Raw genomic sequence first — 25,424 nt, forward strand, 5'->3', positions numbered from 1 at the left:
CGTCCTGGTGGGAGGGGTCTTCCGTTGGAGCGCTCTACTTCTCGAAGCGCCCCCATGCTGTAACGTGCGTCACACCGGTGTCAAGGGTCGGGCTGCGGGCAGGCGTTCCGGTGATGGGGGTTCGGGGTGTCCAGACCGACGATGGAGGACGTCGCGCGGCGCGCGGGCGTGTCCAGGGCGCTCGTGTCGCTGGTCATGCGGGGGTCACCGAGGGTGAGCGAGGTGCGGCGGTCGGCGGTGCTGGTGGCGGCGCGGGAGCTGGGGTACTCGCCGCACGCGATGGCCAGGTCGCTGGCCAGCCGGACCTCGCGGGTGCTGGGCGTGATGGTGTCGGACCTGCACAACGCGTTCTTCGCCGAGGTGGTCGACGGGATCGACGCGGTAGCGCGGGAGCGGGGCTTCGACCTGATCATGAACACCGGCGGGCGGTCGGCCGCGCGCGAGCGCGGGGCGGTGCAGAGCCTGCTGTCGTTCCGGCCCGCCGGGCTCGCGCTGCTGTCGCCGGTGGTGCCGTCCGCGACGATCGCGGGAGCGGCTGCGCAGACGCCGGTGGTGCTGGTGGCCCGCTCGTCGCGGTTGGCCGCGGTGGACACCGTGAACGACGACGGGGTGCTCGGCATCGGGTTGGCCGTGGACCACCTGGTGTCGTTGGGGCACCGGGAGATCGCGCACCTGGACGGCGGTCGGGGGGCGCAGGCCGGGCCGCGCAGGCGCGGGTACCTGGCGGGCGTGGCCGCGCACGGGCTGGCGCCGCTGGTGGTGGGCAGCGAGTACACCGACGCGGCGGGGGCGGCGGCGGTGCGGGAGCTGCTGGCGCGCGACAGGGTGCCGACGGCGCTGGTGGCGTGCAACGACGCCAACGCCGTGGGCGCGATCTCCGCGCTGGAGGAGGCCGGACTGCGGGTGCCGCGCGACGTGTCCGTGGTGGGCTACGACAACACCTCGCTGGCGGCGCTGCGACACGTCTCGCTGACGACGGTGGACCAGCCGCGCAACGAGCTGGGCAGGCTGGCGGCGCTGGCACTGCTGGAACGGGCGGCAGGCGGCCGGGTGGAACCGGTGCGGCAACTGCTGCGCCCGTCCCTGGTGGTGCGCTCGACAACAGCGCCGCCACCCCGGTGAGGTTCCGGCGGGACGACCCGAACTCCGCCATCCCGACACGCTGACGCACTGGCCTAGGCGCGGGTTGGCGGGGCGTGGGTGGGTGGGGCGCGGGTGGGCATGAGCTGGGCGGGCCAGATGGGCAAACCGGGTGGGATGGGCAGGCCGGGTGGGGTGGGGTGGGCCGGCCGGGATGGGCGGACCAGGCGCGCCAAGCGGGACAGGGCGGGGCCAGGCGGGGCGGGGCCAGGCGGGGCGGAGCCAAGCGGGGCGGAGCCAAGCGGGGCGGAGCCAAGCGGGGCGGGGCGGGGTCAGGCAGGGCGGGGTCAGGCAGGGCGGGGCGGAACAGGGTCAGGCGGGCCAAGCGGAGTGGGCAGGCTGGGCGGGGCCAGGCGGGCCAAGGCGGGTTGGGCGGGCTGGGCGGGCCAAGCGGGCTGGGCGGGCCAAGCGGGCTGGGCGGGTTGGGGTGGCCTAGGCGGGTTGGAGTGGCCGGGCTGGGTGAAGGCGGGCCGGGTGGGGGTGTTGCGGGAGGCCCGGCGGTGGGCAAACGGTGCGCGGGCAGACTCAAGCGTCCTGCGGCGTCCTGCGGCGTCCTGCGGCGTCCCGCGGCGTCCCGCGGCGTCCCGCGGCGCCCTGCGGGCGAGCTGCGGTTGGCCTGCGAGCAGCCCTCGGATGGACCCGTCAGCGGTCCTCCGGGGCCCGCGAATGATCGCTGGGTGGATTTGCGAGTGGCCTGGGGTGAGGCAGTGAGTCCATGGGCGGGCCCGTGAGTGGGCATGCCTGAGCGGGGGGGTGTGAGCGAGGGCGTGCGCGAGCGTGAGCGGGGAGGTGCGCGAGCGGGAGGTGGGAGGTGAGCGGGGGGTGGGCGAGCGGGGGGCGAGCGGGGGGTGGGCGTGGGTTAGTCCCAGGTGCCGCCCTTGCGGCCCTGCTTGGTTTGGGCGCGGCGCTTTTTCTCGGCGATGCGGCGTTCCTGCGAGCCCCTGGTGGGCTTGGTGGGGCGGCGGGGGGCGGTTACCTTCACGGCGCTGGACAGGAGCATCACGAGGCGTTTGCGGGCGGCCACGCGGTTTTGCAGTTGGGCGCGGTGCTCGCTCGCGGCCACCGTCAGGACGCCGTTGACCAAGCGGTTCTCCAGGCGGCGCAGGAGCAGGGGGCGCAGATGTTCCGGCACGGCCGGGGAGGCGCCCACGTCGTACGACAGCTCCACCCGGCTGTCCGCCGTGTTCACGCCCTGCCCCCCTGGGCCCGAGGACCTGGAGAAGCGCTCGCTCAGCTCGCTCGCGGGAATGACGAACGAGCGCAGCACCACCAGGTCTTCGTCCACCCGACCAGGCTAGAACTTAGGACCGCCGAAAGCGCACCCATTTCCCCGCTGACGACAGCACCGCCCAGACCAGCGCCACCGAGGCCGCCGCCACGAGGACCGGGGTCTCCCAGCCCATGTGGATCGGGACCGGCAGCACCCCCAGCGCCAGCAGCAGCCAGCCCAGGAGCAGCATCCGGCACAGCAGCAGCACCCAGCAGACCACGCCGGAACCGTGCTCGAACACGTCCCTCCCGAGCGCCTCCCGCCAGAAACCCTCCCGGTTGGGCTGCTCCTTCCCGGACTGCTCCCGCTCCAGCGCCTTCCGCTCCAGCACCTTCCGTCCCAGCGCCTTCCGCCCCAGCGCCGCCCGCTCGGACTCCTCCCTCCTGAACTTCTCGCGCCTGAGCTCCTTCCTCCGGAACTCCTGCCGATCGGGCGCCGCTGCCCCACGCTTCTCCCGTCCGAGCAATGCCCGTCCAAGCGCCGGAGGCCCAAGCACCGTGCGCCCGAGCGCTGCCCGCCCAAGTACCGCGCGCCCGAACGCCGGACGTCCGAGCACCGCCCGCCCGAGCACCGGCCCCTGGACCCCCTCCCGCTCACGCCCCTCCCTCACAGCTCCGCGCGCAGGCCCACCAGGAAGTCCTTCGTCGCCGCCGGGTCGAGCGACAGGTGCCGCAGGTGGTTCATCGCCTGCCCGTAGTCCTCCACCGCGTCGACCGCGTCGTAGTAGTAGCCGCACCTCCTCGTCTCCTCGTACGCCACGCGCCAGTGGTCGTCGAAGCGCAGCAGGAAGATCGGCCCCTGCAGCGACGGGTGCAGCCCCACCTCCTCGCGCAGCACCTGCAAGGTGACGTTGTCCAGCTCCGCCAGCTCCAGCAGGTGCTCCACCTGCCCCCGCACCACCCCCGCCCCGCCGACCGGCCGCCGCAGGACCCGCTCCTCCAGCACGGCCCACAACCGCACCGGCGCGGTGGCGCGCGTCAGCGGGGCCTGCCCGGTGAGCGCCTCCGCGACCTCCGGCTCCCCGCCGCCCCGGTGCTCGATCACCGCCCTGGCGTACGGCTCGCTGCGCAGCAGCTCGTTGACCAGCATCGGGTCGTACGCCTCGATGCTCGTCGCCACCGACACCAGCACCGGCCCCGGCTCGTGCGGCGTCACCAGCTCGACCACCCGCTCCGGCCTCGCCTTGGCCGCGGACAGCAGCTCCAGCAGCAGCGGCAGGTGCTCCGGGCGCGCGAAGTAGGACACCAGCACCTCCAGCACCGGCCTGCTCGGCAGGGTCCGTCCACGCAGGAACTGGGTGAACCCGCTGCGCGTCATGCCCAGCCGCTCCCCCACCTGCGCGTGCGTCCTCCCGGACTCCCCGCACAACCGCTCCAACTCGCACCTCAGCAGCCGCCTGGCGACCTTCGGCCCGAACGCGCACCGCACCACACCAACCTCCCGTGAGAACCGACCCCGGATTTCGGGGCACGACGAAGTGACCACCACGACGGAGGGCTCAACCGAGCCCGAAGAGCGGGAAATCCCGGACAGGGGAGATCCCGAAAGCCGTGCGGCGGACCGGTGGGCGGCGATGAGGCCTTGCGGCACCGATGAAGTCCGCGGTGTCCGAGAACCGGACTGGAACCAGCTCGCTGCTGGTAGTGATCACTTTACCGGGGGTGAAGGCCGGTGCGAAGCTCTGGAGCGGTCCACGATCGGGTGTAAATCGGGGGCCGATGCGAAAGGGGCGCCGCCGGTGGTCCCGGCGGCGCCCCTCGCGAAACGAGCAAAAACCCAGCGGAGATCAGAACCTGGGGTGGTCCCCGGCCAGCACGGCCCCGGTCTCCCCGGCGGTCACCTCGCCCAGCACCCACGCGGGCACGTGGCGGGCGGTCAGCACCGCCAGGGCGCGGTCGACGTCCTCGGGCGACACCACGGCGACCATGCCGATGCCCATGTTGAACGTCTTCTCCATCTCCTCGCGCTCCACCCGCCCGCGCTGCGCGATCAGCGCGAACACCGGCGCGGGCGTCCAGGTCCCCCGGTCGAGCCGCGCGTGCAGCCCCTCCGGCAGGACACGCGCCAGGTTGGCGGCCAGCCCGCCACCGGTGACGTGCGCGAACGTCCGCACCTCGGCCTCGGCGGCCAGCGCGAGGCAGTCCTTGGCGTAGATCCGGGTCGGCTCCAGCATCTCCTCGCCGAGGGTCCGCCCGAACTCCTCGACGTGCCCCTCCAGCGGCATCCGCGCGATCTCCAGCAGCACGTGCCGCGCGAGCGAGTACCCGTTGGAGTGCAGCCCGGAGGAGCCCATGGCGATGACGACGTCGCCGTCGCGCACCCGGTCCGGCCCGAGCATGGCGGAGGCCTCGACCACGCCCACGCCGGTGCCGGAGATGTCGTAGTCGCCGTCGGCCATCAGGCCGGGGTGCTCGGCGGTCTCGCCGCCCAGCAGGGCGCACCCGGCCTGCACGCAGCCCTCGGCGATGCCCTTCACGAGCGCCGCGATCCGGTCGGGCACGACCCGCCCGACGGCGATGTAGTCCTGCATGAACAGCGGTTCCGCGCCGCACACGACCAGGTCGTCCACGACCATCGCGACCAGGTCGATGCCGACCGTGTCGTGCTTGTCGAGCGCCTGCGCTACCGCGATCTTGGTGCCCACGCCGTCGGTGGAGGAGGCCAGCACGGGCTCCTTCCAGCGGTCCAGCTTCAGCTGGAACAGGCCGGCGAAGCCGCCGATCCCGCCGAGCACCTCGGGGCGGTGCGCCTTGGCCGCCCACGGCTTGAGCTTCTCCACCGCCTCGTCACCGGCTTCGATGCTCACTCCGGCTGCGGCGTAGGTCGCCTTGGCGCTGTCCGTCACGTCTACAAGCTCCATCTTCAGGGCCTCTGGAGGGCGTCCTCGGCACCGTACCCGTTCGGCAGGACCGGGGTCGCCGAGCCCGCGACACCGCGACCGCCGTCCCCGCGAACGCCTTCGAGCAGGTGCTTGCCGATGAGCGCGTCCTCGGGCAGGGGGATCGGGTACTCGCCGTCGAAGCAGGCCGCGCACAGCCGCGACTTGGGCTGCTCGGTGGCCGAGACGAGCTCCTCCAGCGACACGTAGCCGAGCGAGTCCGAGCCGATCGAGCGGCGGATGCCGTCGTCGTCGAGGCCGTTCGCGATCAGCTCGGCGCGCGAGGCGAAGTCGATGCCGTAGAAGCACGGCCACTTCACGGGCGGCGACGCGATCCGGACGTGCACCTCCAGCGCGCCCGCCTCGCGGAGCATCCGCACGAGGGCGCGCTGGGTGTTGCCGCGCACGATCGAGTCGTCCACGACGACCAGGCGCTTGCCCCGGATGACGTCGCGCAGCGGGTTGAGCTTGAGCCGGATGCCGAGCTGGCGGATGGTCTGCGACGGCTGGATGAACGTGCGGCCGACGTAGGCGTTCTTGACCAGGCCGGACCCGTAGGGGATGCCGGAGGCCTGGGCGTAGCCGATGGCGGCGGGCGTGCCGGACTCGGGCACCGGGATGACCAGGTCGGCCTCGACCGGGTGCTCCTTGGCGAGCCTGCGGCCGATCTCGACGCGGGTGGCGTGCACGCCGCGCCCGGCGATCGAGGTGTCCGGGCGGGCCAGGTACACGTACTCGAAGATGCAGCCCTTGGGCTCGGGGTTGGCGAACCGGCTGGACCGCAGGCCGTTCTCGTCGATGGCGATCAGCTCGCCGGGCTCGACCTCGCGGACGTACGAGGCGCCGACGATGTCGAGCGCGGCGGTCTCGCTGGCCACGACCCAGCCGCGCTCGAGGCGGCCGAGGACGAGCGGGTGCACGCCGTGCGAGTCGCGGGCCGCGTACAGCGTCGACTCGTCCGAGAAGACCAGGCAGAACGCGCCGCGCAGGGTCGGCAGCAGCTTCATGGCCGACTGCTCGATGCCCAGGTCGGCGGCGTCGGCGGCGAGCAGGCCGCACACCAGGTCGGAGTCGGTGGTCGCGCCGTGGCCGGTGTCGAGGCCGGCGGCGACGGCCCGCTCGCGCAGCTCGGCGGTGTTGACCAGGTTGCCGTTGTGGCCGAGCGAGAGGGCCGAGCCGGTCGCGGTGTGCCGGAACGTCGGCTGCGCGTTCTCCCACGTCGTGGAGCCCGTGGTGGAGTAGCGGCAGTGGCCGACGGCGACGTGGCCGCGCAGCGAGGAGAGCACCTGCTCGTCGAACACCTGGGAGACCAGGCCGAGGTCCTTGAAGACCACGACCTGGGACCCGTCGCCGACCGAGATGCCCGCTGCCTCCTGGCCGCGGTGCTGGAGCGCGTAGAGGCCGTAGTAGGTGAGCTTGGAGACTTCCTCACCCGGAGCCCACACGCCGAAGACACCGCATTCCTCGCGGGGTTCTCGATCGGGGTGGTCGGGTTCGGTGCGGCCGGTTGCTGACTGGTCGGTGACCACCGAGTGCTCCCTAGCGACGATGTCGGGCTGCACTCCGAGTGTAAGGCGAACGGGGGGTGAACCACCCCCATCAGCACCCCCGGTACGTGACCAAACGCACCTCAGTCGAGTCGGAGCGCCCGCACCAGGGCGGGATCGCCCTCGGCGCGGAGCGGCAACCTGCCCCACAGCCCGTAGTGGACCAGCTGCGCCTCGCCCGAGACGGTGACGTCGGCCTGCTCGCCCGGTCGGGGGGCGCGGACGTCGGGGACCTCGCCGGGGGTGAGGGTGACCAGCCAGGACTCGGGCAGGTCGGTGAGGGCCACCAGCGCCGTCCCGCGCGCGGTCGGCGGGGAGTCGGTGGCGTGCTTGGCGGCGAGCAGGGTGCCGAGGGACTCGTCGATGCCGTCGGCGGCGAAGTCGGCCGCGAGGCCGGGGGCGCCGGGCACGAGGGTGCGCAGCGCGGCCTGGGCGTCCCAGCGGCGCAGGTCGACCTCGTGGGCGATGCGGCGGTGCCACACCCAGGCCAGGTCGGGCGCGGCGGGGGAGAACGTCCAGGTGGCGCGGTTCGCCGGGACCTGCGGCAGGACCTCGGCGGCGCGGGCGAGCTGCGCGTCGAGGTAGTCGAGCGGCAGGTGGGCGTCCGGCGCGGGCAGCGGGTCCAGGCGGACCTGGCTGCCGGTGCGCAGGTGCTCCACCGAGGTCTCCAGGAAGCGCGCGACGTGCAGGGTCAGCTCGGTGAACGTCCAGCCGGGGCAGGACGGCACCGGCGCCGCCGGGTCGGCGCCGCCGACCGCTTCCCGGAACATCGCCGCCTGCTCGGTGAACACCGCGGTCCACCGCTGCGCGGTCCATCCTCGTGCCACTGTCCGCCTCCCTCGAAGGTCGTGTGCCATCGTGCCCCACCCGGCTTCGCCGGGTGGCGGGAACCGGGGCGGTTCCCGGTGCGTCGCACCCGTGCGGTGCGCTGCTCTCCAGGCCCGACCGGCGGGGTGACCGGCTGGTGGGGCCCGGTGTCGGTCTGGTCCGTCCGGTCGGTTCGTCAGCCGCTCAGCGGGTGAAGGGTGGGGAAGTCGTGTTCGGTGTGCAGCCAGAGTCGTTGCGCTCGGCGTCGAAGCAGTTCCAGGTGGGGGCTGACGCCGCGGGCGACGGCGCCGAGATGGTCTCCATGCTCACCCTCGACGCGGGGGCGCTCGGCGAGGTTCCGGCGGCGGGCGAGTTCGCGGCGGCCGTGGCGAAGTTCGCCTCGGAGCAGGGCGAGGACCTGCGGCGGGGCAGCGCCTGGTACCGGGACGCGGGTGAGGGCCTGGTGGAGAACGCGGAGACCTACGAGCGGGTCGACGACCAGTGGACGGCGAGCTTCAGGAACATCGGCGGAGGGCTGTCGTGATCGATCCCGAGGTGCTCTACGGGAAGTTGGCGTCCGGGAGCGCGAGCGCGGTGGCCGCTGCGGGCGACCCGCTGACCGGCGCGTCGAGCGCGCTGTCGCGGGCGGGCGACGCGGTGCGGTCGGGCGGGTCGACGGCCACGTCGGCGTGGCGCGGCACGTCGGCGACCGGGTTCGGCAAGCGGGCGGACCTGTCGGCGCGGGCGGCCGGGGTCGCGCGGGAGCGGCTCGGGACCGGTGTCGAGGTGATCCGGGCGGCGGCGGAGGCGTACTCGCAGATGCGCGGGGCGGCGGACCAGGCGATCTCCGCGTGGCGCGCCCGGTCCCCCCTGATGACGCCCGCCCAGACGCTCCACCTCGCCGGTCAGGTGAACCAGGCGCTCGAAGGGGTGCGGAACGGTTACGAGAACGCGCTGCGGCAGTACGCGAGCGCCCTCGGGAAGGTGAAGCCGGGCTTCGGCGAGGTGGCCTCCGGTGACGCCGGGTGGGGGGCGGCCGTGGCGGCCGTGCGCTCGCCGCAGGTGCCCGCGCCGGGCAGCGACCCGAAGCAGGTGGCGGCCTGGTGGAAGGGGCTGTCGCAGGAGCAGCGGGACGAGCTGCTGCGGACGAGGTTCCAGGAGCTGGGGCAGCTGCGCGGACTGCCGTCCGAGGTGCTGGACCAGGCCAACCGGGCGCGCATCGCCGACGACGCGCAGCGGTTCGGCGCGGAGCGCGACCGGCTCGACACCGCGATGGAGCAGCGGGCGCGGGAGCTGGGGATCGACGCGTCGACGTCGGACGGGCTGACCAGGCTGCTGAACGACCCCGAGTACGCGCGGATGATGGACGAGCGGCGGGTCGCGGCGCAGAAGGCGGACAACGCCAACGCGGCGCAGCAGAGCCTGAACGAGGCGGGCTCGCTGGCAAAGGACAACGGGTGGCCGGAGAGCGACGTCCGGGTCATGGCTTACGACCCGTACGGTCCGCGCGGCGACGGCGGTATGGCGATCGCGTTCGGCAACCCCGACACCGCGAAGAACCTGGCTGTGGCCGTGCCGGGGACGGGGTCGACGCTGGACAGCTTCTCCGTCAACCAGGCGGCGAACCTGCGCGCCGAGATGGGCGCGGACGGCAACGCGACGATCCAGTGGCTCGGCTACGACGCTCCCGGCTGGGCGATCGGCGAGGTCGACAACCCCGCCCAGGCCCGCGAGGGCGGTCTGAACCTCGTCGCCGACGTGGACGGCTACCGGGCCGCCGCCGAGGCCGCGGGCAACAAGCAGCACCTGACGGTGATCGGGCACTCCTACGGCTCCACCACGGTCGGCTACGCGGGCATGAACGGGCTGAAGGCGGACGACATCGCGTTCGTCGGCTCCCCCGGCGTGGGCGCCTCGAACGTGAACCAGCTCTCCGTGGGCCCCGGCCACGTCTACGCGGGCGCGACCGAGCACGACCCGGTGGTCCAGGGCACGAGTTCGACGTGGTTCACCGAGGACGGCTCGTCCACCGGTCCGTACGACAAGGACTTCGGCGCCAGGGTCTTCGGGACCAGCGAGTCCGGGAACCTGATCGACGCGCACGTCCAGTACTACGACCGGGGTTCGGAGTCGGTGCAGAACCTGGCCAGGATCGCCAACGGCGACGGCGGCTCGGTGACCTCGCAGAAGTGGCACGACAGCCCGCTCGGTCCGTCGCTGCCCGGATCGGGTCTTCCGGTCGTCGGCCCGGTCGTCGACGTGGTCAGCAGCACGGCGGTGGGTGCGGCCGACCTGGTGGTCGACGCGGGCACCGGCCTGTGGGACGCCGGGAGCGCGGCGGTGGACGGCCGCTGGGGCGATGCGGGCCGGGGCGTGCTGAACACCGCTGGCGAGGTGCTGAACGACGCGGGCGACATCGTGGTGAACGGGGTCGGCGACGCCGTGGAGTTCGGCAAGGACGTCTGGGACAACACCCTGGGCGCCCTGTTCTAGGACCGGGTCCGGGGCCCCGCTCCAGGGGCCCCGGACGGTTCAGGCCGCTCTGCAGGGACCGACGGTCACCTTGGCCTCGACGTCGTCGAACCCGTTGTCGTCGTAGCGCCGGACCGAGCACACCAGCACGTCGTCCACCTTCACGCCGGCCGGGAGCTGGTCAAGGTCGATCGCCTTCGGCCCGAGCCACTTGGGCTCGGCCTGGTCGATGACCATCCGGGCGTACGGCTTCTCCAGCTCGCCCGCCTTGTTCTCGGCGGCCGGGTGCAGCTCGATCACCTTGAAGCGGACGTCCTCCTGCCACTCGCTCGAACAGCCCGTCAGCAGGAACCCCAGCGCCAGCAACGCGATACCCAGCCGCCTCATGGCGTCGAACCTAACCGCGCCGGACGTCCACCACCCTCAGAACCGCAGAAGTGGCAGGTGCTCCGACAGGTCCGCGCGCGTGCCCGACGCCGTCACCCGCGACGCCGCCAGGGCGGACTCCCAGGTCAGCCTGCCGGTCGCCAGCTCCAGCCAGGTGCGGGGGTCCGTCTCGACCACGTTCGGCGGGGTGCCCCTGGTGTGCCTCGGGCCCGCCACGCACTGGACCGCCGCGAACGGGGGGACGCGCACCTCGACGGTGTGGCCCGGCGCGGCGTGCTCCAGGGTGCGCAGGCTGAGCCTGACCGCCGCCGCCAGGTCCGGGCGGGGCGGGCGGGTCGACTCGTCCTCCAGCCACGGCAGCACGGCCTCGACTGCCGCCCTGGTCTCGGTCGGGTCAGGTGGTTTCCTCGGCACGGCACTGACCCTATCGGCGGACTTCCTGCCCCGCGGCCAGCATCGCCTCGGTGAGCAGCTCGTCGACCTGGTGGGCGAGCCTACGGTTGTCGGTCGGGGTGAACGTGCTCCACGCCTCGGCGCCCTGCGAGGTGCGCCGCTGCTGGAGGAAGCGGCCCTCCTCGTTGTCGAAGAACCCCACCACGCGGTCCGGGCGGCAGCGCTTGCCGTAGCGGTCGCGGGCCGCCGCGCCGAAGTTGCCGGTGCCGACCGGGTTGGTGAGCATCTTGGCCAGCGCGGTCGCGTCGGCCTCGCGCAGGCCCTTGGCGCGCAGCGCGCTCTCGATGCCCTTGGTGGTGTTGTCAGAGCCCTCGACGGCGGCTTCCAGGTCGGCGCTGGGCAGGGTCACCGAGTGGCCGACGCCCGCCGGGTGCTTGGGCAGCGCGGCCACGACGGCGGCGGGCAGCCCGGTCCCGGCGGTCCTGCGGAACGTCAGGTGGCCGTCGACCAGGGTGGCCAGCGAGCCGTGGTCGCCGTTGGCGGCGGCGAGGACCCGCACGCTCCGGCCCAGCCACAGCCTGGCGTCGACCTCGCGCTCGGGCCGGATGAGCGTGCGCAGCAGGAAGTCCAGCTCGGGGTGCAGGCCCCTCGGCCCCCCGAGGCCGCGCGCGCCGATCGACCGCCACACGCGGTCCTCCAGCTGCGCACGCTCCGAGTAGGTCTTGCCCGGCGACGGGACCTTGATCACCAGCGGCATCGGCCCCGCGTCGAAGCGCTCCCAGAGCACGTCGAACTCCTCGGCCGACAGCGTGATCGGCTCCGGCTCCCCTGCTCCCCCGAAGTAGTCCACCGGTCGTCTCCCCCAAGAGAAAAAGTGGTCCTGAACGGGAAGAGCGGCCCGCGCGACACCATCGCGCGGGCCGCTCCCCCCACTGGCTACTCGCCGCCGATGACCGGGGGCGCGACCATGCGGTCGTCGCCGAAGACGTCGGTGGTCTCCACGAGGTAGTCGGCGAGCTTGTGCTCGACGTCGTCCTCGTCGCGCGCCGCCGCGCCGGGCGCGCCCGCGCCGCCCACGCCCGCGCCACCGGCCGCGCCGCGACCGCCCGAGGCCGCAGCGCCCGCGGCGCCGGGGCCGAAGCCCTGGACGCCCGCCGCGCCGCCGCGCCCGAGGCCGGGCTGGCCGTTGCCCGCGACACCGGCCGCGCCGGTCCCGTTGGGCAGACCCGCGCCGCCACCGGCCGCGCCGAAGCCGCCCGTGCCGGGCATCCCCGGCATTCCGGGACGACCGCCGCCGAGCCCGCCGGGCATCCCCGGACGGCCGAAGGCGTTCGGGGCGCCGGGAGCGCCGGGGCCCTTGGGCAGGTTGCCGCCCTGGGAGGCGCCGGTGGGCAGCACCGGGGGACGCGCGCCACCGAGGTTCGGGGTGGTCCTGGGCGGGTTGGCGCCGGTGTTGCCGCCGCCGTTGCCGACCGGGTTCGGCATGGTCCAGTTGCCGCCGCCACCGCCGGGGTTGCCACCGCCGGACGGGTTGGTGGCGCCCAGGCCGGGCGGGGTCACCGGGGGCGTGACCGCAGGGCCGGACGGGGTCGGGGTCGCCCACGAGGGGTTCGTGGTGCCGCCGCCGGCGCCGACCGGGGTGTAGCCGCCCGTGCTGACCGGCGGGGCGGTCGGGGTGGGCGTGTAGGAGCTGGTGCCCGTGGTGCCGCCGGTGCCGCTCGTGACGCTCCAGTCGGACCGCGAGGCGTACCCGGCCGACGCGGTGCTCTGGATGCCGCTGGCGCCCGAGGGCGCGGGCGCGTCGATGACGACCTGCGGCGGCGGCACGAACTCGCCCAGCGTGTTGCGGTTCCACTCGCTGTTGGACTCGTAGGCCTTCATGACCGCGATGGCCTTCTGCTGCGCGTTCTCCTGCGCGGCCTCCTGGGCCTCGTGGTCGCGCTGCTGGCGGATCACGTCGGCGGAGCTGCCCGCGAGGCCGAGCGTCACGCCGTCGGTGAAGCCCGCCTTGAACTTGTCCCAACCGGAGGGCGCCTCGGTGGTGACCGGGACCGGCTCCGGCATCTCCTTGCGGGCGTCGGCGATGTAGTCGGCCTGGAGGCTGGCCGAGGTCTTCATCGTCTTCGCGCTCTGCTGCGCGTCCTCGGCCCACTGCGCGAGCGGGGACACCGCGGTCTGGGTCGAGTCGGCGGTGTCGCCCTCCCAGCTCGCGTTGAGGCCAGCCAGGCCGTCGCGGAGGTCCGCGTCGATGGCCTGGAGGGCAGTGTCCAGCCTCTGCCAGCCGTCCTCGACGACGTAGGAGGCGGAGGGGCCGGGACCAGAGTTGATCATGTTGTAGAGCTCGGGGTGGTCGTAGCCCCGCCAGCGGTGGTCACTCATGTCGCGCTCCTCCCCCTCAGGCGTTCGCGGTGCGGTTGAAGGAGGCCTGGTTGCCGGTCTCGACACCCGTGTAGGTGGCCTCGATCTGCGCCAACTGGTCGATGACGCCCTGGATCTGCGCGCGGTACGCGACCAGCGCCTGCATCGCGGCGCTGTCGCCGGCGTCGAAGGTGTCGTGGTTGAACTTCTCCGCGGTCTCCTTGCTGACCGGGTCACCTCCCCACGGCGTCGCCTCCACCTCGCGCTCGGCCGGCTTGAACTGCGCGTCGAAGTCGGCCAGCGCCTTCAAGAACAGCTCCCGAGCCTTGGGGATCGAACCAGCGTCGAGCTTCAACCTCCGCTGCGCACCGCTGTAAGCGGGCAGCTGGCTCTGCGCGGACCCCCCGGCACCGCCATCCGCGATGAACACGACACACCCTCCTCGAAAGTCAATTCCCCTGCGCGCCTGCCTGGACGACTGTAACTCCGACGCGATGCGGGTGTCTCCAGTTCCCCCGGCAAGTCGAGTAGAACTACTTGACCATGAACTACCTGCTCATGAGCACTTGCAGCGAGTAGCTCGCCGCTTTCTCGAGCCTCGCGTGCAGCTCTTCCACGGCCGGCTCCGCGACGCGCGTGAAGTCCATCCGGAAATAGGAGATGTCGAGAGCGAGGACCTGCCCGTCCGCGACGTCCACCAGGAGTGTCCATTCCACCTGGCTCGTGCCGCTCTGGTCGACGAGGTAGGTGGGGAAACCGTCGACTTGGCCGGGCTTCATCTTGTCGCCCGCGTTCATCCGCTCCCGGTAGTCGTCAACGCCTGCGGCCTTGGACACGACGTACCCCATGGACCAGCCGGGGTTCTCCGCCCAGTTCATGCTGCAGGTGTAGGTGCCACTGGCGTTGATGGGATCGGGCTTGTTCCGGACCGGCGGCCTGACCCCCAGCTCCGCGAGCTGGGCGTTGGTCAGCAGGACGTCGCACGTCTCCAGGCTCTTGAGGTCCAGCTCCTTCGGCCTGCTCACCGCGGGCTTCGCCGGCGAGGAGCTGGCCGACAACGGCGTCTCCGCCTTCGGCGTGCCCTCGGTGGTCCCCCCGCACGCCGACAGCGCCAGCGCGGCGGCCAGGACGGGCGCGGCGAGGCTCGGCAGTCTTCTCCCCATGCCGGTCAACGTAGCCGACCGGCGACCCGCGAGCGCCCCGTTCGGGAGTGCCGATCACAACGCCCGTCAGGCCCGACGAGTCCGGCGGCGCGGCTCACGGGGACGTAGCCTCCTGCCGTGGCTGACGGGGTGCGGGCGGCGTGGGCGGTTCCCGGTGAGCCCGACCGGTGCGCGGTGGTCGGGCTGGACGTGGTCGAGCGGGCGGGCGAGGTGCTGGTGGCCGGGCGGTTGGCCGGCGTGTGCGCGACCGACGTGGAGATCGTGCGGGACGGGTTCGGGTGGGTCCCGCCCGGTCGGGACGGGCTGGTGCTGTTCCACGAGTCGCTCGGCGAGGTGCTGAGCGCGCCCGACGGCTCCGGGTTCGCGCCCGGCGACCTGGTGGCCGGGGTGGTGCGGCGGCCGGACCCCGAGCCGTGCGCGGCGTGCGCGGCCGACGCGTGGGACTTCTGCCGCAACGGGCGCTACCGCGAGCGCGGCATCAAGGAGCTGGACGGGTACGGGGCGCAGCGCTGGAGCGTGCCGCCCCGGTTCGCCGTCAAGCTCGACCCGGCGCTCGGCGACGCGGGCGTGCTGCTGGAACCGGCGTCGGTGGTGGCGAAGGCGTGGGCGCAGGCGGAGCTGCTGCGCTCCCGCGCGTTCGTGCCCGCCCGCACCGCGCTCGTGGTCGGCGCCGGTCCCGTCGGGCTGCTGGCGGCGCTGCTGGGCGTGCAGCGCGGGTACGACGTGCACGTGGTGGACCGGGTGGCCGAAGGGGTGAAGCCGGACCTGGTGCGGGCGCTGGGCGCGACCTACCACCGCTCGGTCCCGGACCGGGAGGTCGACGTGGCGGTCGAGTGCACCGGGGTCGCCGAGCTGGCCTGGGAGTGCGCGCGGCGGGCGTCGGTGGTGGTGCTGGCGGGCATCTCCGGGGAGCACGGCCCTGCGGCGCTGGACCGGTCCGTGCTGGACGCCGCCGTGCTCGGCAACCGGGCCTTGATCGGCACGGTCAACGCGGGCCCCGACGACTACCGGAAGGCCGCCGCCGCGCTGGCCGACGCCGACCTCGGCTGGCTGCGCGGCCTGATCACCCGCCGGGTGCCGCTGGAGCGGTTCGCCGAGGCGTTCGAGAAGGCCGACGACGACGTGAAGGTGGTCGTCGACCTGGCCTGAGCGCGGAACCGCCGCGAGCGCTCAGCGCCGCAGCATCTCGTCGATGCCCTCCGGGGCCATCGGCTTGGCGTAGAACCACCCCTGCCCGGTGTCGCAACCGATCCGGTGCAGCCGCTTGGCCTGCGACGGCGTCTCCACGCCCTCCGCCGTCACGCCGAGCCCGAGCGCGTGCGCGAGCTGCACCAGCGTGGACACGATCTGCGCGTCCACCGGGTCCTCCTCGTCGGCGGCCCGCAGCCCCTCCATGAACGACCCGGCGATCTTCAGCTCGTGCACCGGGAGGTGCTTGAGGTACGCCAGGTTCGAGTAGCCGGTGCCGAAGTCGTCGATCGCTATGCGCACACCCATGTCCGACAGCGCCCGCAGCGCTTCGAGGGGCTCGTCGGCGGTGCCCATGATCGCGCTCTCGGTCAACTCCAGCTGCAGGTGCCGGGGCGGCAGGCCGGTCTCGTCCAGGATGCGCTTGACGTCGCGCACCAGCTCCGGGTCGCGGGACTGCCGCACCGCCAGGTTCACGCTCACGTACGGCGCCAGCTCGGCGAACTCGTCCAGCCACCGCCGCCCCTGCTCGCACGCCTTGCGCAGCACCCACCGGCCCAGCGGGACGATCAGCCCGGTCTCCTCGGCCAGCTCGATGAACCGGTCCGGCGCGAGCCGCCCGAACTCCGGGTGCTGCCAGCGCACCAGCGCCTCCACGCCGACCACCCGCGCGTTCTCCAACCGCACCAGCGGCTGGTAGTCCACGTAGAACTCGTCGCGCTCCAGCGCGGCGGGCATGGTGGCGGACAGGGTGAAGCGGGCGATCTCCTTGGCGTTGCGGTCCGGGTCGTACAGCGCCCAGCGGGACTTGCCGTCCGCCTTGGCCCAGTACAGCGTGATGTCCGCGTCGCGCACCAGGTCGGGCGCGCTGGTGCCCTCCAGCCCGCGCTCGACGATGCCGATGGACGCGGACACGGTCAGCTCGTGCCCGCCGATGCGGATCGGGGACTCCAGCTCGCGCAGCACCCGGTCCGCGACGGCGACGATGTCGTCGGTGCGGGTGGAGTCCTCGACCAGGATCACGAACTCGTCGCCGCCCATGCGCGCCACGAGCTTGCCGTCGCCGGACACCGAGCGGTCCAGCCGCCTGCCGACCTCGACGAGCAGCTGGTCGCCGATGTCGTGCCCGAGGCTGTCGTTGATCACCTTGAACCCGTCGAGGTCCAGGTAGCACAGGCCGGCGCGGTGCTTGTCGGGGTTGCCGAAGACCCGGCTGAGCCGGTCCAGGAACAGGGCCCGGTTCGGCAGGCCGGTGAGCGGGTCGTGCAGCGCCTGGTAGCGCAGCCGGTTCTGCAGCAGGTGCCGGTCGGTGACGTCCTCGATCATGGCGACCTGGTACTGCGGGTCGCCGTGGTCGTCGCGCACCAGCGACAGCGTCAGGTGCGTCCACACCTGCTCGCCGTCGGCCCGCCGGAACCGCTTCTCCGCGCGGTAGTGGTCGCGCTCGCCCGCCGTGAGCTGGTCGTAGAGCCGCCACACCGACGGCCCGTCCTCCGGGTGCATCAGGTCGCGGATGTTGTGCTGCCGCATCTCCTCGACGCCGAACCCGAGCATGTCCTGCAGCGCCTGGTTGACGTCCAGGATGCGGCCCTCGACGTCCGCGATGCCGATGCCGATGGCGGCCTCGGTGAACATGGCGCGGAACCGGGCCTCGGAGGCGCGCAGCGCGGCCTCGGCCTGGTCGCGGGCGTCCAGCACGGCGGCGCGGATCGCCTCCTGCTCGGCGAGGGTGCGCTCGCGCAGGGCGCGCGCGTACCCGGCCGCGAGCGCGCCCTGGAGGGCGGCGAGGCGGGTGCGGGTGGCGTCGTCGGCGGGGATGCCCAGCTCGGCGCACAGGTCGTCGCCCATGAGCTGCACGGTGCGGCCGAGCGTGTCGGTGCCGGTGAAGTGCGCCTCGACCAGCCGGGCGCCGATCTCGTGGCCGGGCGCCGGGCGGAAGGGGGTGGCGAGCAGCGCGGCCACCAGGACCTCGGTGAGGGCGCGCAGGTGCTCGACCACCTCGGACCGGGTCATGGGCACGTAGCTGCTGCCTATGACGGCCGTCGCCCAGGTGCGCGCGAACGACTCGGCCCCGGCCCGCAGCGCCGGGTCGGTGTTGTGGGACCGCTCCGAGGGAGCCACCAGGTGTCCAGCCCGTTCCGTCATGTCCGTTCCGCGCCGCGCGGCTGCGCGAGGCCACGAACCGCAGCGCGGGGGCCCGTGCCGCGGCTCGGCGTGGCCCGCCGTCCGCCCAGCACCCCACCGTAACCCAGCGCGGGCCGCGCGTCCCCGCCCGCTTCGGCCCTCTGGCGCGACCTCCGGGCGGGGGCGGCCGGTTCCGGCTCGCCGGGCGCGGTGCTCGGCCGCTGCTGCACTGGGTCTCCGTTCGCGCGTGGTTACCCGCACATCATGGGCCACCGCGCTGGGTGACCGCACCGGACCGCCCCGCCGGTTCCCGATTCCGATCACCGAGGGCGTGGCGGGCGGGCAGAATCGCCCGCGTGGAGCACGTGTGGTGGATCGCGGGCGCGGTGGTGTCGCTGGTGGCGCTCGCGCTGGCGCTGGTGGAGCTGCGGAGCAAGCGGAAGCGGATGCTGGTCGCGACGCTGCTGGGGTCGGCAGGGGCCTTCCTGCTGGTGGCCGGGTGGTTGCTGGCGATCGACCCCGGCTCGCCCAAGCACGAGACGATCAAGACCGGCGGTCTGGCGGGCGGCGCCGTGGTGGCGCTGTACGCGCTGTGGCTCAACGACCGGCGGCGGCGCACCGACGAGGCCAAGCACGAGCTGGAGAGCCAGCGGGCCGAGCACGACCGGTCGCGGGTGGCGGACGAGCGGTTCGCGAAGTCCGTGGAGCTGCTCGGGCACGACGCCGACCAGGTGCGGGTGGGCGCGATGCACGCGATGGCGGGGCTGGCGCGGTCCCGGCCGGAGTACGCGCAGACCGTGCTGGACGTGCTGTGCGCGTACCTGCGGCGCAAGCCGGAGGTACCGGACGGCGAGCAGCGGGAGGGGGACCGCGAGCAGGAGGTCAGGCTGACCGCGCAGCGCGTCGTCGCCGACCTGCTGCCCGCCGCCGACGCGCAGGACCCGCCGCGGTACCGGTTGGACCTGACCAACGCGCACCTGCGGTACTTCGACCTGTCGCACCGGGCGATCGGCTCGCTGGTGATGCGCGGCGCGGTGCTGACCGGGTCGAACTCCTTCCACCACGCGGTGTTCCACGGCGACGTCTGGCTCACCGGGACGGGGAGCGCGGGCGAGCTGCACCTGCACGACGCGGTGTTCCGGGAGCGGGCCTGGTTCAGCGGGTTCCGCTGCGACGGGCCGGTCTCGTTCGAGCGGACGAAGTTCCTCGGTCCCACCAAGTTCGCCGACGCCCGGTTCACCGGGGCGACCACCTTCGACGGGGCCCGGTTCACCGGGGACGCCGACTTCCGGGGCGCGCGGTTCACCGGCGGGGTGGTGCTGCCGACGGTGCTGAGGGCGCAGGCGCAGGGGGTTCGGGTGTCCGAGGAGCACGCGAACCGGCTGCCCGAGGGCTGGAAGGCCGGGCCGCGCGGGGAGGTCCGGTCGTGAGGCGGGTCAACAAGGGCCTGGTCGCCGCGATCGTGCTGTCGGTGGTGGCGACGGTGGGCGCGGCGGTGGGGCTGGTGCTGCTCGACCCCGGCCAGCCCAAGGGCGAGGCGATCAAGACCGGCGGGCTCGTCGGCGCGTCGGTCGTGGCCCTGTACGCGCTGTGGCTCAACGACCGGCGGCGGCGGGTCGACGAGGCCAAGCACGAGCTGGAGAGCGACAAGGTCGCCGACGAGCGGTTCGCGAGGGCCGTCGAGCTGCTCGGGCACGACGCCGACCAGGTGCGGGTGGGGGCGCTGCACGCGCTGGCCGGGCTGGCCCGCGCCACGCCGCGCTACCGGCAGACCGTGCTCGACGTGCTGTGCGCCTACCTGCGCAGGCCCTTCAGCCACCCCGCGTACGAGGAGAACCCCGACGACCCGGCGCGGTGGGGCGCCGCGCGGGGCACGGACGAGCAGGAGCTGGAGCGGACGGTCCGGCTGACCGCGCAGGGGTTGATCACCGACCTGCTGCCGTGGGGCCTGGACGACCCGGAGCAGCGCTTCAACCTGAACCTGTCCGGGGCGAACGTGGAGTACCTGCGCCTGGAGGGCCGCCGGGTCGGCCGGTGCGTGATGCGCCGGACCCGGTTCCACGGGGTCAGCCGGTTCGCCGGGGCCTCGTTCAGCAAGCCCGCGCTGTTCTCCGGGGCGGCGTTCCTGGGTCGGGTGGAGCTGCGGGACTGCGACTTCGCGGGTGGGCTCTCCCTGCAGGAGGCCGAGTTCCGGGCCGGGGTGGACGCGCGCGGGGCGCGGGTGGGGCAGTTCGCGCACCTGGCCGACGCGCCGCCGCCGGAGCTGCGCGGCGGGCTGCGGGTCGTCGGGGAGGTGTCGCTGCGCGGCGGGCCGCGTGCGGGCTGGAACCTGGAGGGCGACGTGCCTGCGGGGGACGACGCGCCGGGGCAGGGCGACGTGCCGGGGAAGGGCCCTGCCTCCCCGGCGTGAGCCCATCGTGCTGGGGTCCCCACCCCCTGACCCGTGAACCCCCTTCCGTCACGGTGCGTCTTTCCGGGTGACACACCGGATGCGTCGTAAGCCGTTCGGGCGGACCATCGGTGTGCCGGAAGCAGCAGCACCGCAGACCGATCGGGGGCTTCGATGACGCCGGAGGGCCGAACACGCAGGTGGGCGACCCGGTGGGGCCTGCCCGCCACCGCGGCGGCGGTGCTGCTCGCCGTGGCGCGCACCACCGCGCTGCACGCCGAACCGCTGCCCGACGAGGGGGCGCCGGAGGGCTCGGACCAGCACTACGCGGGCTCGGAGATCGCCAAGCGCGAGGGCTGGGCGAGCACCCGCTCGGCGGCGGCGCCCGACCAGACGGGCACGGTGCCCGGCATGGACGTGAGCAGCCACCAGGGCGACGTGGACTGGGGGCGGCCGTGGGGCGACGGGGCGCGGTTCGCCTACGTCAAGGCGACCGAGGGCACCGGGTACACCAACCCGCACTTCCAGCAGCAGTACGACGGTTCGCGCGGTGTCGGCATGGTGCGCGGGGCGTACCACTTCGCGCTGCCCGACCGCTCGGACGGCGGGACCCAGGCCGACTACTTCGTGGACCACGGCGGCGGCTGGGCGGGCGACGGGATGACGCTGCCCGGCGCGCTGGACGTGGAGTACAACCCGTACGGGGACACCTGCTACGGCAAGGACCAGGACGCGATGGCCGAGTGGGTGCGGCAGTTCAGCGGCAGGCTCGCCGAGCGCACCGGGCGGCACGCGACGATCTACACGTCGACGAGCTGGTGGAACCAGTGCGTCGGCGACAAGCTGCGGCTGGGCGAGTCGAACCCGCTGTGGGTCGCGCACTACACCGACCAACTGGGGCAGCTGCCGCACGGCTGGGACTACCAGACGTTCTGGCAGTGGCAGGCCGCCGGTCAGTTCCCCGGCGACCAGAACCTGTTCAACGGCGACGCGGGCCAGCTGACCAGGCTCGCGACGGGCTGATCACCCGGATGCGCGCGCTGCTCCGTTTTCGTGAGCTATTAACAATCAGTCTGGTCATCTTGTTAGAAGTGCCGCACACTGCGGTCGAGTCACTCCTGCAGGCTCGACCACGAGGAGTCGAACGATGAGGCCACTCGTCCGACGCGCGGTCGCCGCGCTCGCCTGCGCCGCCGCCGCACTGTCCACATCGGCGTCACCGGCGTTGGCCCTGCCCGAGGGCGACCACGCGATGGGGTCCCAGATCGCCAAGCACGAGGGGGTCGTGGAACGGCGGGTCGCACCGCGCGGGCCGTCCGCCGCCGCGGCCGTCTACGGCATCGATGTCAGCAGCCACCAGGGCAACGTGGACTGGGGCGGGCAGTGGAACGCCGGTCGGCGCTTCGCGTACGTCAAGGCGACCGAGGGGACCACCTACAAGAACCCCTACTTCGCGCAGCAGTACAACGGCTCCTACAACGTCGGCATGATCCGGGGCGGCTACCACTTCGCGCTGCCGGGGAACTCCAGCGGCGCCGCGCAGGCCAACCACTTCGCGAGCAACGGCGGAGGCTGGTCGAGGGACGGGCGGACGCTGCCCGGCGCGCTGGACATGGAGTACAACCCGTACGGCAGCACCTGCTACGGCCTGTCCCCGGCCGCGATGACCGCCTGGATCAAGGACTTCAGCGACACCTACCGGTCGCGGACCGGGGTCTACCCGGTGATCTACACGTCCACGAGCTGGTGGAACCAGTGCGTGAGCGGGGACTTCAGCAGCACCAACCCGCTCTGGGTCGCGCGGTACGCGTCCACGGTCGGGACGCTGCCGCGCGGGTGGGGCGTCTACACGATGTGGCAGTACTCGTCGTCGCCGATCGACCAGAACGAGTTCAACGGCGGCTACGACCGGCTGCAGGCGCTCGCCTACAGCTGACCCGCGCCGACCGACCGCACCACGCGGGCGGGGCCCGCCGGACCGAAGTCCGACGGGCCCCGCCCTCCGTGCGACTCGCTCAGTCGAACAGCGCCGGGAGGGTGCCCTCCCACGCCTCGCGCAGCTCGGCCAGGCCCAGCTCGCCGAGGCCCTGGAACTCGAGGGAGTCCGACTCCGGGTCCACCACGCCGACCTTGCGCCACGGCAGGCCGCGCGCGGTGCACATGTCGGTGAACCGCAGCTCCTCGGAGCGCGGCACGGCCACCAGCACGCGGCCCGCGGACTCGCTGAACAGGTCGGTGAACTCGTCCTCGGCCAGGAAGACGCGCGCGCCGGTCTCGCCGATCAGGCAGGTCTCGACCAGCGCCTGCGCCAGGCCGCCCTCGGCCAGGTCGTGCGCGGCCGACACCATGCCGTCGCGGGAACCGGCGACCAGCACCTCGCCGAGCAGCTTCTCCCGCGCCAGGTCGACCTTCGGCGGCAGGCCGCCCAGGTGGCCGTGCACGACGTGCGCCCACTCGGAGCCGCCGAACTCGGGACGGGTGTCGCCGAGCAGCAGCAGCGTCTCGCCCGCCTCCGCGCCGATCCCGGTGGGGATGCGGCGGCGGACGTCGTCGATGACGCCGAGCACGCCCACGACCGGCGTCGGCAGGATCGCCGTGGAGCCGGTCTGGTTGTAGAAGCTGACGTTGCCGCCGGTCACCGGGATGCCCAGCTCGGCGCAGCCGTCCGCGAGGCCCTTCACGGCCTGCTCGAACTGCCACATGACCGCCGGGTCCTCGGGCGAGCCGAAGTTCAGGCAGTTGGTGACCGCGACCGGGGTCGCGCCGGAGGTGGCGACGTTGCGGTACGCCTCGGCCAGCGCCAGCTGCGCGCCCGCGTACGGGTCGAGCTTGGTGTAGCGGCCGTTGCAGTCGGTGGACAGCGCCACGCCCCGGTTCGTGCTCTCGTCGATCCGGATCATGCCGGAGTCGGAGGGCTGGGCGAGCACCGTGCCGCCGCGCACGTAGCGGTCGTACTGCTGGGTGATCCAGCGCTTCGACGCCAGGTTCGGCGACGCGGCCTGGCTCTTGACCAGCGCCAGCAGCTCGTCGCGGGCCGGGCGGGGCAGCGAGTCGGGCGTGTTGGCCTGGAGCTCGTCCTGGTCGGCCGGGCGCTCGATCGGCCGGTTGTAGACCGGGCCCTCGTGCGCGACGGTGCGCGGCGGGACGTCCACCACGACCTCGTCGTTCCAGGTGATGACCAGGCGGTCCCCGTCGGTGACCTCGCCGATCTCGGTGGCGATGACGTCCCACTTGGCGCAGACGGCCATGAAGGCGTCGACGTCCTCGGGCCGCACGACCGCGCACATGCGCTCCTGCGACTCGCTGGAGAGCACCTCGGCGGGCGTCATGCCGGTGGCGCGCAGCGGGACGCGGTCGAGGTAGACGTGCATCCCGCCGTCACCGGCCGAGGCCAGCTCGGAGGTCGCGCAGGACAGGCCCGCGCCGCCGAGGTCCTGGATGCCGACGACGATGCGCTCGGCGAACAGCTCGAGGCAGCACTCGATCAGGACCTTCTCGGTGAACGGGTCGCCGACCTGCACGGCGGGCAGCTTCTTGCGCTTGCCCGCGGAGTCGTCGAACGTCTCGCTCGCCAGCACGGACACGCCGCCGATGCCGTCGAGGCCGGTGCGCGCGCCGAACAGGATGATCTTGTTGCCCGCGCCGGAGGCGTGCGCCAGGTGCAGGTCCTCCACGCGCATCGCGCCGACGCACAGGGCGTTCAGCAGCGGGTTGCCCTGGTAGGACTCGTCGAACACGACCTCGCCGCCGATGTTCGGCAGGCCCAGGCAGTTGCCGTAGCCGCCGACGCCCGCGACGATCCCGTGCACGACGCGGCGGGTGTCCTCCGCGTCGGGCGCGCCGAAGCGCAGCGGGTCCATCACGGCCAGCGGGCGGGCGCCCATCGCGAGGATGTCGCGCACGATGCCGCCCACGCCGGTCGCGGCGCCCTGGTAGGGCTCCACGTAGGACGGGTGGTTGTGGCTCTCCGCCTTGAACGTGATGGCCCAGCCGTCGCCGATGTCGACGACGCCGGCGTTCTCGCCGATGCCCGCGAGCATCTTCGAGCGCATCTCGTCCGTGGTGGTCTCGCCGAAGTACTTCAGGTGCACCTTGGACGACTTGTAGGAGCAGTGCTCGCTCCACATGACCGAGTACATCGCCAGCTCGGCGTCCGTGGGCCTGCGGCCCAGGATCTCCTTGATGCGGGCGTACTCGTCGTCCTTGAGGCCCAGCTCCTTGTAGGGCTGGTCCTGGTCGGGGGTCGCGAGCGCGGTGTCGACGGTGTCGGTCACGCCTTCACCACCGAGTCGATCAGGGAGAAGAACATGCCCAGTCCGTCGTCCGTGGGGCCGGTGAGCGCGTCGATGGCGTGCTCGGGGTGCGGCATGAGGCCGACCACGCGACCGTTCGCGCTCGTGATGCCCGCGATGTTGTTGCGGGAGCCGTTGGGGTTGTCACCGACGTAGCGGAACACCACGCGGCCCTCGCCCTCCAGCTCGTCCAGGGTGGCCTGGTCGGCCTGGTAGCCGCCCTCGCCGGACTTGAGCGGCACGAGGATCTCGGCGCCGTCGTCGTAGCGGGTGGTCCAGGCGGTCGAGGTGTTCTCCACCTTGAGCCACTGGTCGCGGCACACGAAGTGCAGCTTGTCGTTGCGGGTCAGCGCGCCGGGGAGCAGGTGCGCCTCGCAGAGGATCTGGAAGCCGTTGCAGATGCCCAGCACCGGCATCCCGCCCCTGGCGGCGGTGACGACCTCCTGCATGACCGGGGCGAACCGGGCGATCGCGCCGCAGCGCAGGTAGTCGCCGTAGGAGAAGCCACCGGGCACGATGACCGCGTCGACGCCCTTGAGGTCGGCGTCGGCGTGCCAGAGGCTGACCGCCTCCCCGCCCGCGTAGGTGACGGCGCGGGCCGCGTCGACGTCGTCGAGCGTGCCGGGGAAGGTGATGACGCCGACCCTCATGCCTCGACCCGCCGGACGACCCAGTCCTCGATCACGGGGTTCGCCAGGAAGGTCTCGGCGATCTTGGCGAGCGTGGCGTCGTCGACGTCGTCGGCGACCTCCAGCTCGAAGTGCTTGCCCTGGCGGACACTGGTGACGCCCTCGAACCCGAGACGGGGCAGCGCGTTGGCCACCGCCTGTCCTTGCGGGTCGAGGATCTCGGGCTTCGGCATGACGTCGACGACGACTCGGGCCACGACAGGCTGCTCCCTGGTGGAGGGCGTGCGGTACCGCGCAACCGTACCTGAGCTGGGTGTTCATCGAGTTCACAGGTGGCGTGGGGCACAGGTTCACCTGATCGTGGGGGTGGGAAGGTGCTGTCAGGGG

General features: G+C 73.2%; 24 protein-coding genes. 8 read left to right on the top strand and 16 right to left on the bottom strand.

The annotated features are described in order from the left end of the window. Positions 1-126 precede the first annotated feature (126 nt). Positions 127-1,122 carry a LacI family DNA-binding transcriptional regulator gene (locus tag CNX65_RS33880; protein ID WP_096497339.1) on the top strand — a complete coding sequence of 332 codons (996 nt, stop codon included), beginning with the start codon at positions 127-129 and terminating at the stop codon, positions 1,120-1,122. An 877-nt stretch (positions 1,123-1,999) separates the two neighbouring features. On the opposite strand, the gene arfB is transcribed toward CNX65_RS33880, so the two are convergent. The 6 genes from arfB to CNX65_RS33910 all read right to left on the bottom strand — a co-directional run bounded on the left by arfB (position 2,000) and on the right by CNX65_RS33910 (position 7,662). Next, entirely contained in the window at positions 2,000-2,425 is a 426-nt protein-coding gene (gene arfB, locus CNX65_RS33885; protein WP_232520097.1) for an alternative ribosome rescue aminoacyl-tRNA hydrolase ArfB, read from the bottom strand. Positions 2,426-2,441: 16 nt separating this feature from the next. After that, complete coding sequence (locus tag CNX65_RS35895) at positions 2,442-2,741, bottom strand: hypothetical protein (protein WP_157767955.1); 300 nt, start codon at positions 2,739-2,741, stop codon at positions 2,442-2,444. 275 nt (positions 2,742-3,016) lie between these two features. Next, the gene (locus CNX65_RS33895) at positions 3,017-3,838 is read right to left on the bottom strand and encodes a helix-turn-helix domain-containing protein (protein ID WP_177154558.1); all 822 of its coding nucleotides are present in this window, start codon (positions 3,836-3,838) and stop codon (positions 3,017-3,019) included. Positions 3,839-4,196: 358 nt separating this feature from the next. Beyond that, positions 4,197-5,270, bottom strand: coding sequence for a phosphoribosylformylglycinamidine cyclo-ligase (purM, locus tag CNX65_RS33900; RefSeq protein WP_218181782.1), 1,074 nt, complete (start codon positions 5,268-5,270; stop codon positions 4,197-4,199). Positions 5,271-5,272: 2 nt separating this feature from the next. Continuing rightward, positions 5,273-6,817: an amidophosphoribosyltransferase gene (purF, locus tag CNX65_RS33905; RefSeq protein WP_041837199.1), complete on the bottom strand. Its 1,545-nt coding sequence runs from the start codon at positions 6,815-6,817 to the stop codon at positions 5,273-5,275. A gap of 101 nt (positions 6,818-6,918) precedes the next feature. Then, entirely contained in the window at positions 6,919-7,662 is a 744-nt protein-coding gene (locus CNX65_RS33910; protein ID WP_096497342.1) for a maleylpyruvate isomerase N-terminal domain-containing protein, read from the bottom strand. A 209-nt stretch (positions 7,663-7,871) separates the two neighbouring features. Here CNX65_RS33910 and CNX65_RS33915 point away from each other — a divergent pair, with 209 nt between their 5' ends. Together CNX65_RS33915 and CNX65_RS33920 are read left to right on the top strand one after the other, a co-directional pair. Continuing rightward, positions 7,872-8,186 carry a type VII secretion target gene (locus CNX65_RS33915; RefSeq protein ID WP_096497343.1) on the top strand — a complete coding sequence of 105 codons (315 nt, stop codon included), beginning with the start codon at positions 7,872-7,874 and terminating at the stop codon, positions 8,184-8,186. Beyond that, complete coding sequence (locus CNX65_RS33920; protein ID WP_096497344.1) at positions 8,183-10,135, top strand: alpha/beta hydrolase; 1,953 nt, start codon at positions 8,183-8,185, stop codon at positions 10,133-10,135. Before CNX65_RS33915 ends, CNX65_RS33920 begins: the two co-directional genes overlap by 4 nt. Before the next feature lie 39 nt (positions 10,136-10,174). Here CNX65_RS33920 and CNX65_RS33925 read toward each other — a convergent pair whose 3' ends face one another. The 6 genes from CNX65_RS33925 to CNX65_RS33950 all read right to left on the bottom strand — a co-directional run bounded on the left by CNX65_RS33925 (position 10,175) and on the right by CNX65_RS33950 (position 14,415). After that, the gene (locus CNX65_RS33925) at positions 10,175-10,501 is read right to left on the bottom strand and encodes a hypothetical protein (protein WP_096497345.1); all 327 of its coding nucleotides are present in this window, start codon (positions 10,499-10,501) and stop codon (positions 10,175-10,177) included. A gap of 36 nt (positions 10,502-10,537) precedes the next feature. Further along, positions 10,538-10,915, bottom strand: a complete 378-nt coding sequence (locus CNX65_RS33930) for a sterol carrier family protein (protein WP_096497346.1) — start codon at positions 10,913-10,915, stop codon at positions 10,538-10,540. 10 nt (positions 10,916-10,925) lie between these two features. Next, positions 10,926-11,744 carry an ESX secretion-associated protein EspG gene (locus tag CNX65_RS33935; protein WP_096497347.1) on the bottom strand — a complete coding sequence of 273 codons (819 nt, stop codon included), beginning with the start codon at positions 11,742-11,744 and terminating at the stop codon, positions 10,926-10,928. Between the two features lie 86 nt (positions 11,745-11,830). After that, on the bottom strand, positions 11,831-13,273 hold the full coding sequence (locus tag CNX65_RS33940; protein ID WP_096497348.1) for a PPE domain-containing protein: 1,443 nt from the start codon (positions 13,271-13,273) through the stop codon (positions 11,831-11,833). A gap of 16 nt (positions 13,274-13,289) precedes the next feature. Beyond that, the gene (locus tag CNX65_RS33945) at positions 13,290-13,682 is read right to left on the bottom strand and encodes a transcriptional regulator (protein ID WP_096497349.1); all 393 of its coding nucleotides are present in this window, start codon (positions 13,680-13,682) and stop codon (positions 13,290-13,292) included. Between the two features lie 118 nt (positions 13,683-13,800). Further along, positions 13,801-14,415 carry a DUF3558 family protein gene (locus tag CNX65_RS33950; protein ID WP_096497350.1) on the bottom strand — a complete coding sequence of 205 codons (615 nt, stop codon included), beginning with the start codon at positions 14,413-14,415 and terminating at the stop codon, positions 13,801-13,803. Positions 14,416-14,532: 117 nt separating this feature from the next. Between CNX65_RS33950 and CNX65_RS33955 the strand changes: the two genes are divergently transcribed. Beyond that, positions 14,533-15,564: an alcohol dehydrogenase catalytic domain-containing protein gene (locus tag CNX65_RS33955; protein ID WP_177154559.1), complete on the top strand. Its 1,032-nt coding sequence runs from the start codon at positions 14,533-14,535 to the stop codon at positions 15,562-15,564. 21 nt (positions 15,565-15,585) lie between these two features. Here CNX65_RS33955 and CNX65_RS33960 read toward each other — a convergent pair whose 3' ends face one another. Beyond that, positions 15,586-17,748: a putative bifunctional diguanylate cyclase/phosphodiesterase gene (locus CNX65_RS33960; RefSeq protein WP_177154560.1), complete on the bottom strand. Its 2,163-nt coding sequence runs from the start codon at positions 17,746-17,748 to the stop codon at positions 15,586-15,588. Between the two features lie 335 nt (positions 17,749-18,083). Here CNX65_RS33960 and CNX65_RS33965 point away from each other — a divergent pair, with 335 nt between their 5' ends. The 4 genes from CNX65_RS33965 to CNX65_RS33980 all read left to right on the top strand — a co-directional run bounded on the left by CNX65_RS33965 (position 18,084) and on the right by CNX65_RS33980 (position 22,052). Then, positions 18,084-19,157, top strand: coding sequence for a pentapeptide repeat-containing protein (locus tag CNX65_RS33965; RefSeq protein ID WP_096497351.1), 1,074 nt, complete (start codon positions 18,084-18,086; stop codon positions 19,155-19,157). Then, on the top strand, positions 19,154-20,137 hold the full coding sequence (locus CNX65_RS33970; protein ID WP_096497352.1) for a pentapeptide repeat-containing protein: 984 nt from the start codon (positions 19,154-19,156) through the stop codon (positions 20,135-20,137). The genes CNX65_RS33965 and CNX65_RS33970 overlap by 4 nt, the downstream gene beginning before the upstream one ends. A gap of 153 nt (positions 20,138-20,290) precedes the next feature. Continuing rightward, positions 20,291-21,139, top strand: coding sequence for a lysozyme (locus tag CNX65_RS33975; RefSeq protein ID WP_096497353.1), 849 nt, complete (start codon positions 20,291-20,293; stop codon positions 21,137-21,139). Positions 21,140-21,263: 124 nt separating this feature from the next. Continuing rightward, positions 21,264-22,052, top strand: coding sequence for a lysozyme (locus CNX65_RS33980; protein ID WP_096497354.1), 789 nt, complete (start codon positions 21,264-21,266; stop codon positions 22,050-22,052). 79 nt (positions 22,053-22,131) lie between these two features. On the opposite strand, the gene purL is transcribed toward CNX65_RS33980, so the two are convergent. Genes purL through purS form a run of 3 tightly spaced genes read right to left on the bottom strand, consistent with a single transcriptional unit; the run spans position 22,132 to position 25,294 of the window. Beyond that, positions 22,132-24,390 (bottom strand): phosphoribosylformylglycinamidine synthase subunit PurL, encoded by a 2,259-nt coding sequence (purL, locus tag CNX65_RS33985; protein WP_096497355.1) that lies wholly within the window; start codon positions 24,388-24,390, stop codon positions 22,132-22,134. Further along, entirely contained in the window at positions 24,387-25,058 is a 672-nt protein-coding gene (gene purQ / locus CNX65_RS33990; protein ID WP_096497356.1) for a phosphoribosylformylglycinamidine synthase subunit PurQ, read from the bottom strand. The genes purL and purQ overlap by 4 nt, the downstream gene beginning before the upstream one ends. Continuing rightward, positions 25,055-25,294 carry a phosphoribosylformylglycinamidine synthase subunit PurS gene (purS, locus tag CNX65_RS33995; protein ID WP_015805550.1) on the bottom strand — a complete coding sequence of 80 codons (240 nt, stop codon included), beginning with the start codon at positions 25,292-25,294 and terminating at the stop codon, positions 25,055-25,057. The genes purQ and purS overlap by 4 nt, the downstream gene beginning before the upstream one ends. Positions 25,295-25,424: the final 130 nt, after the last annotated feature.

It is taken from the genome of Actinosynnema pretiosum (assembly GCF_002354875.1).
Classification (GTDB): domain Bacteria; phylum Actinomycetota; class Actinomycetes; order Mycobacteriales; family Pseudonocardiaceae; genus Actinosynnema; species Actinosynnema auranticum.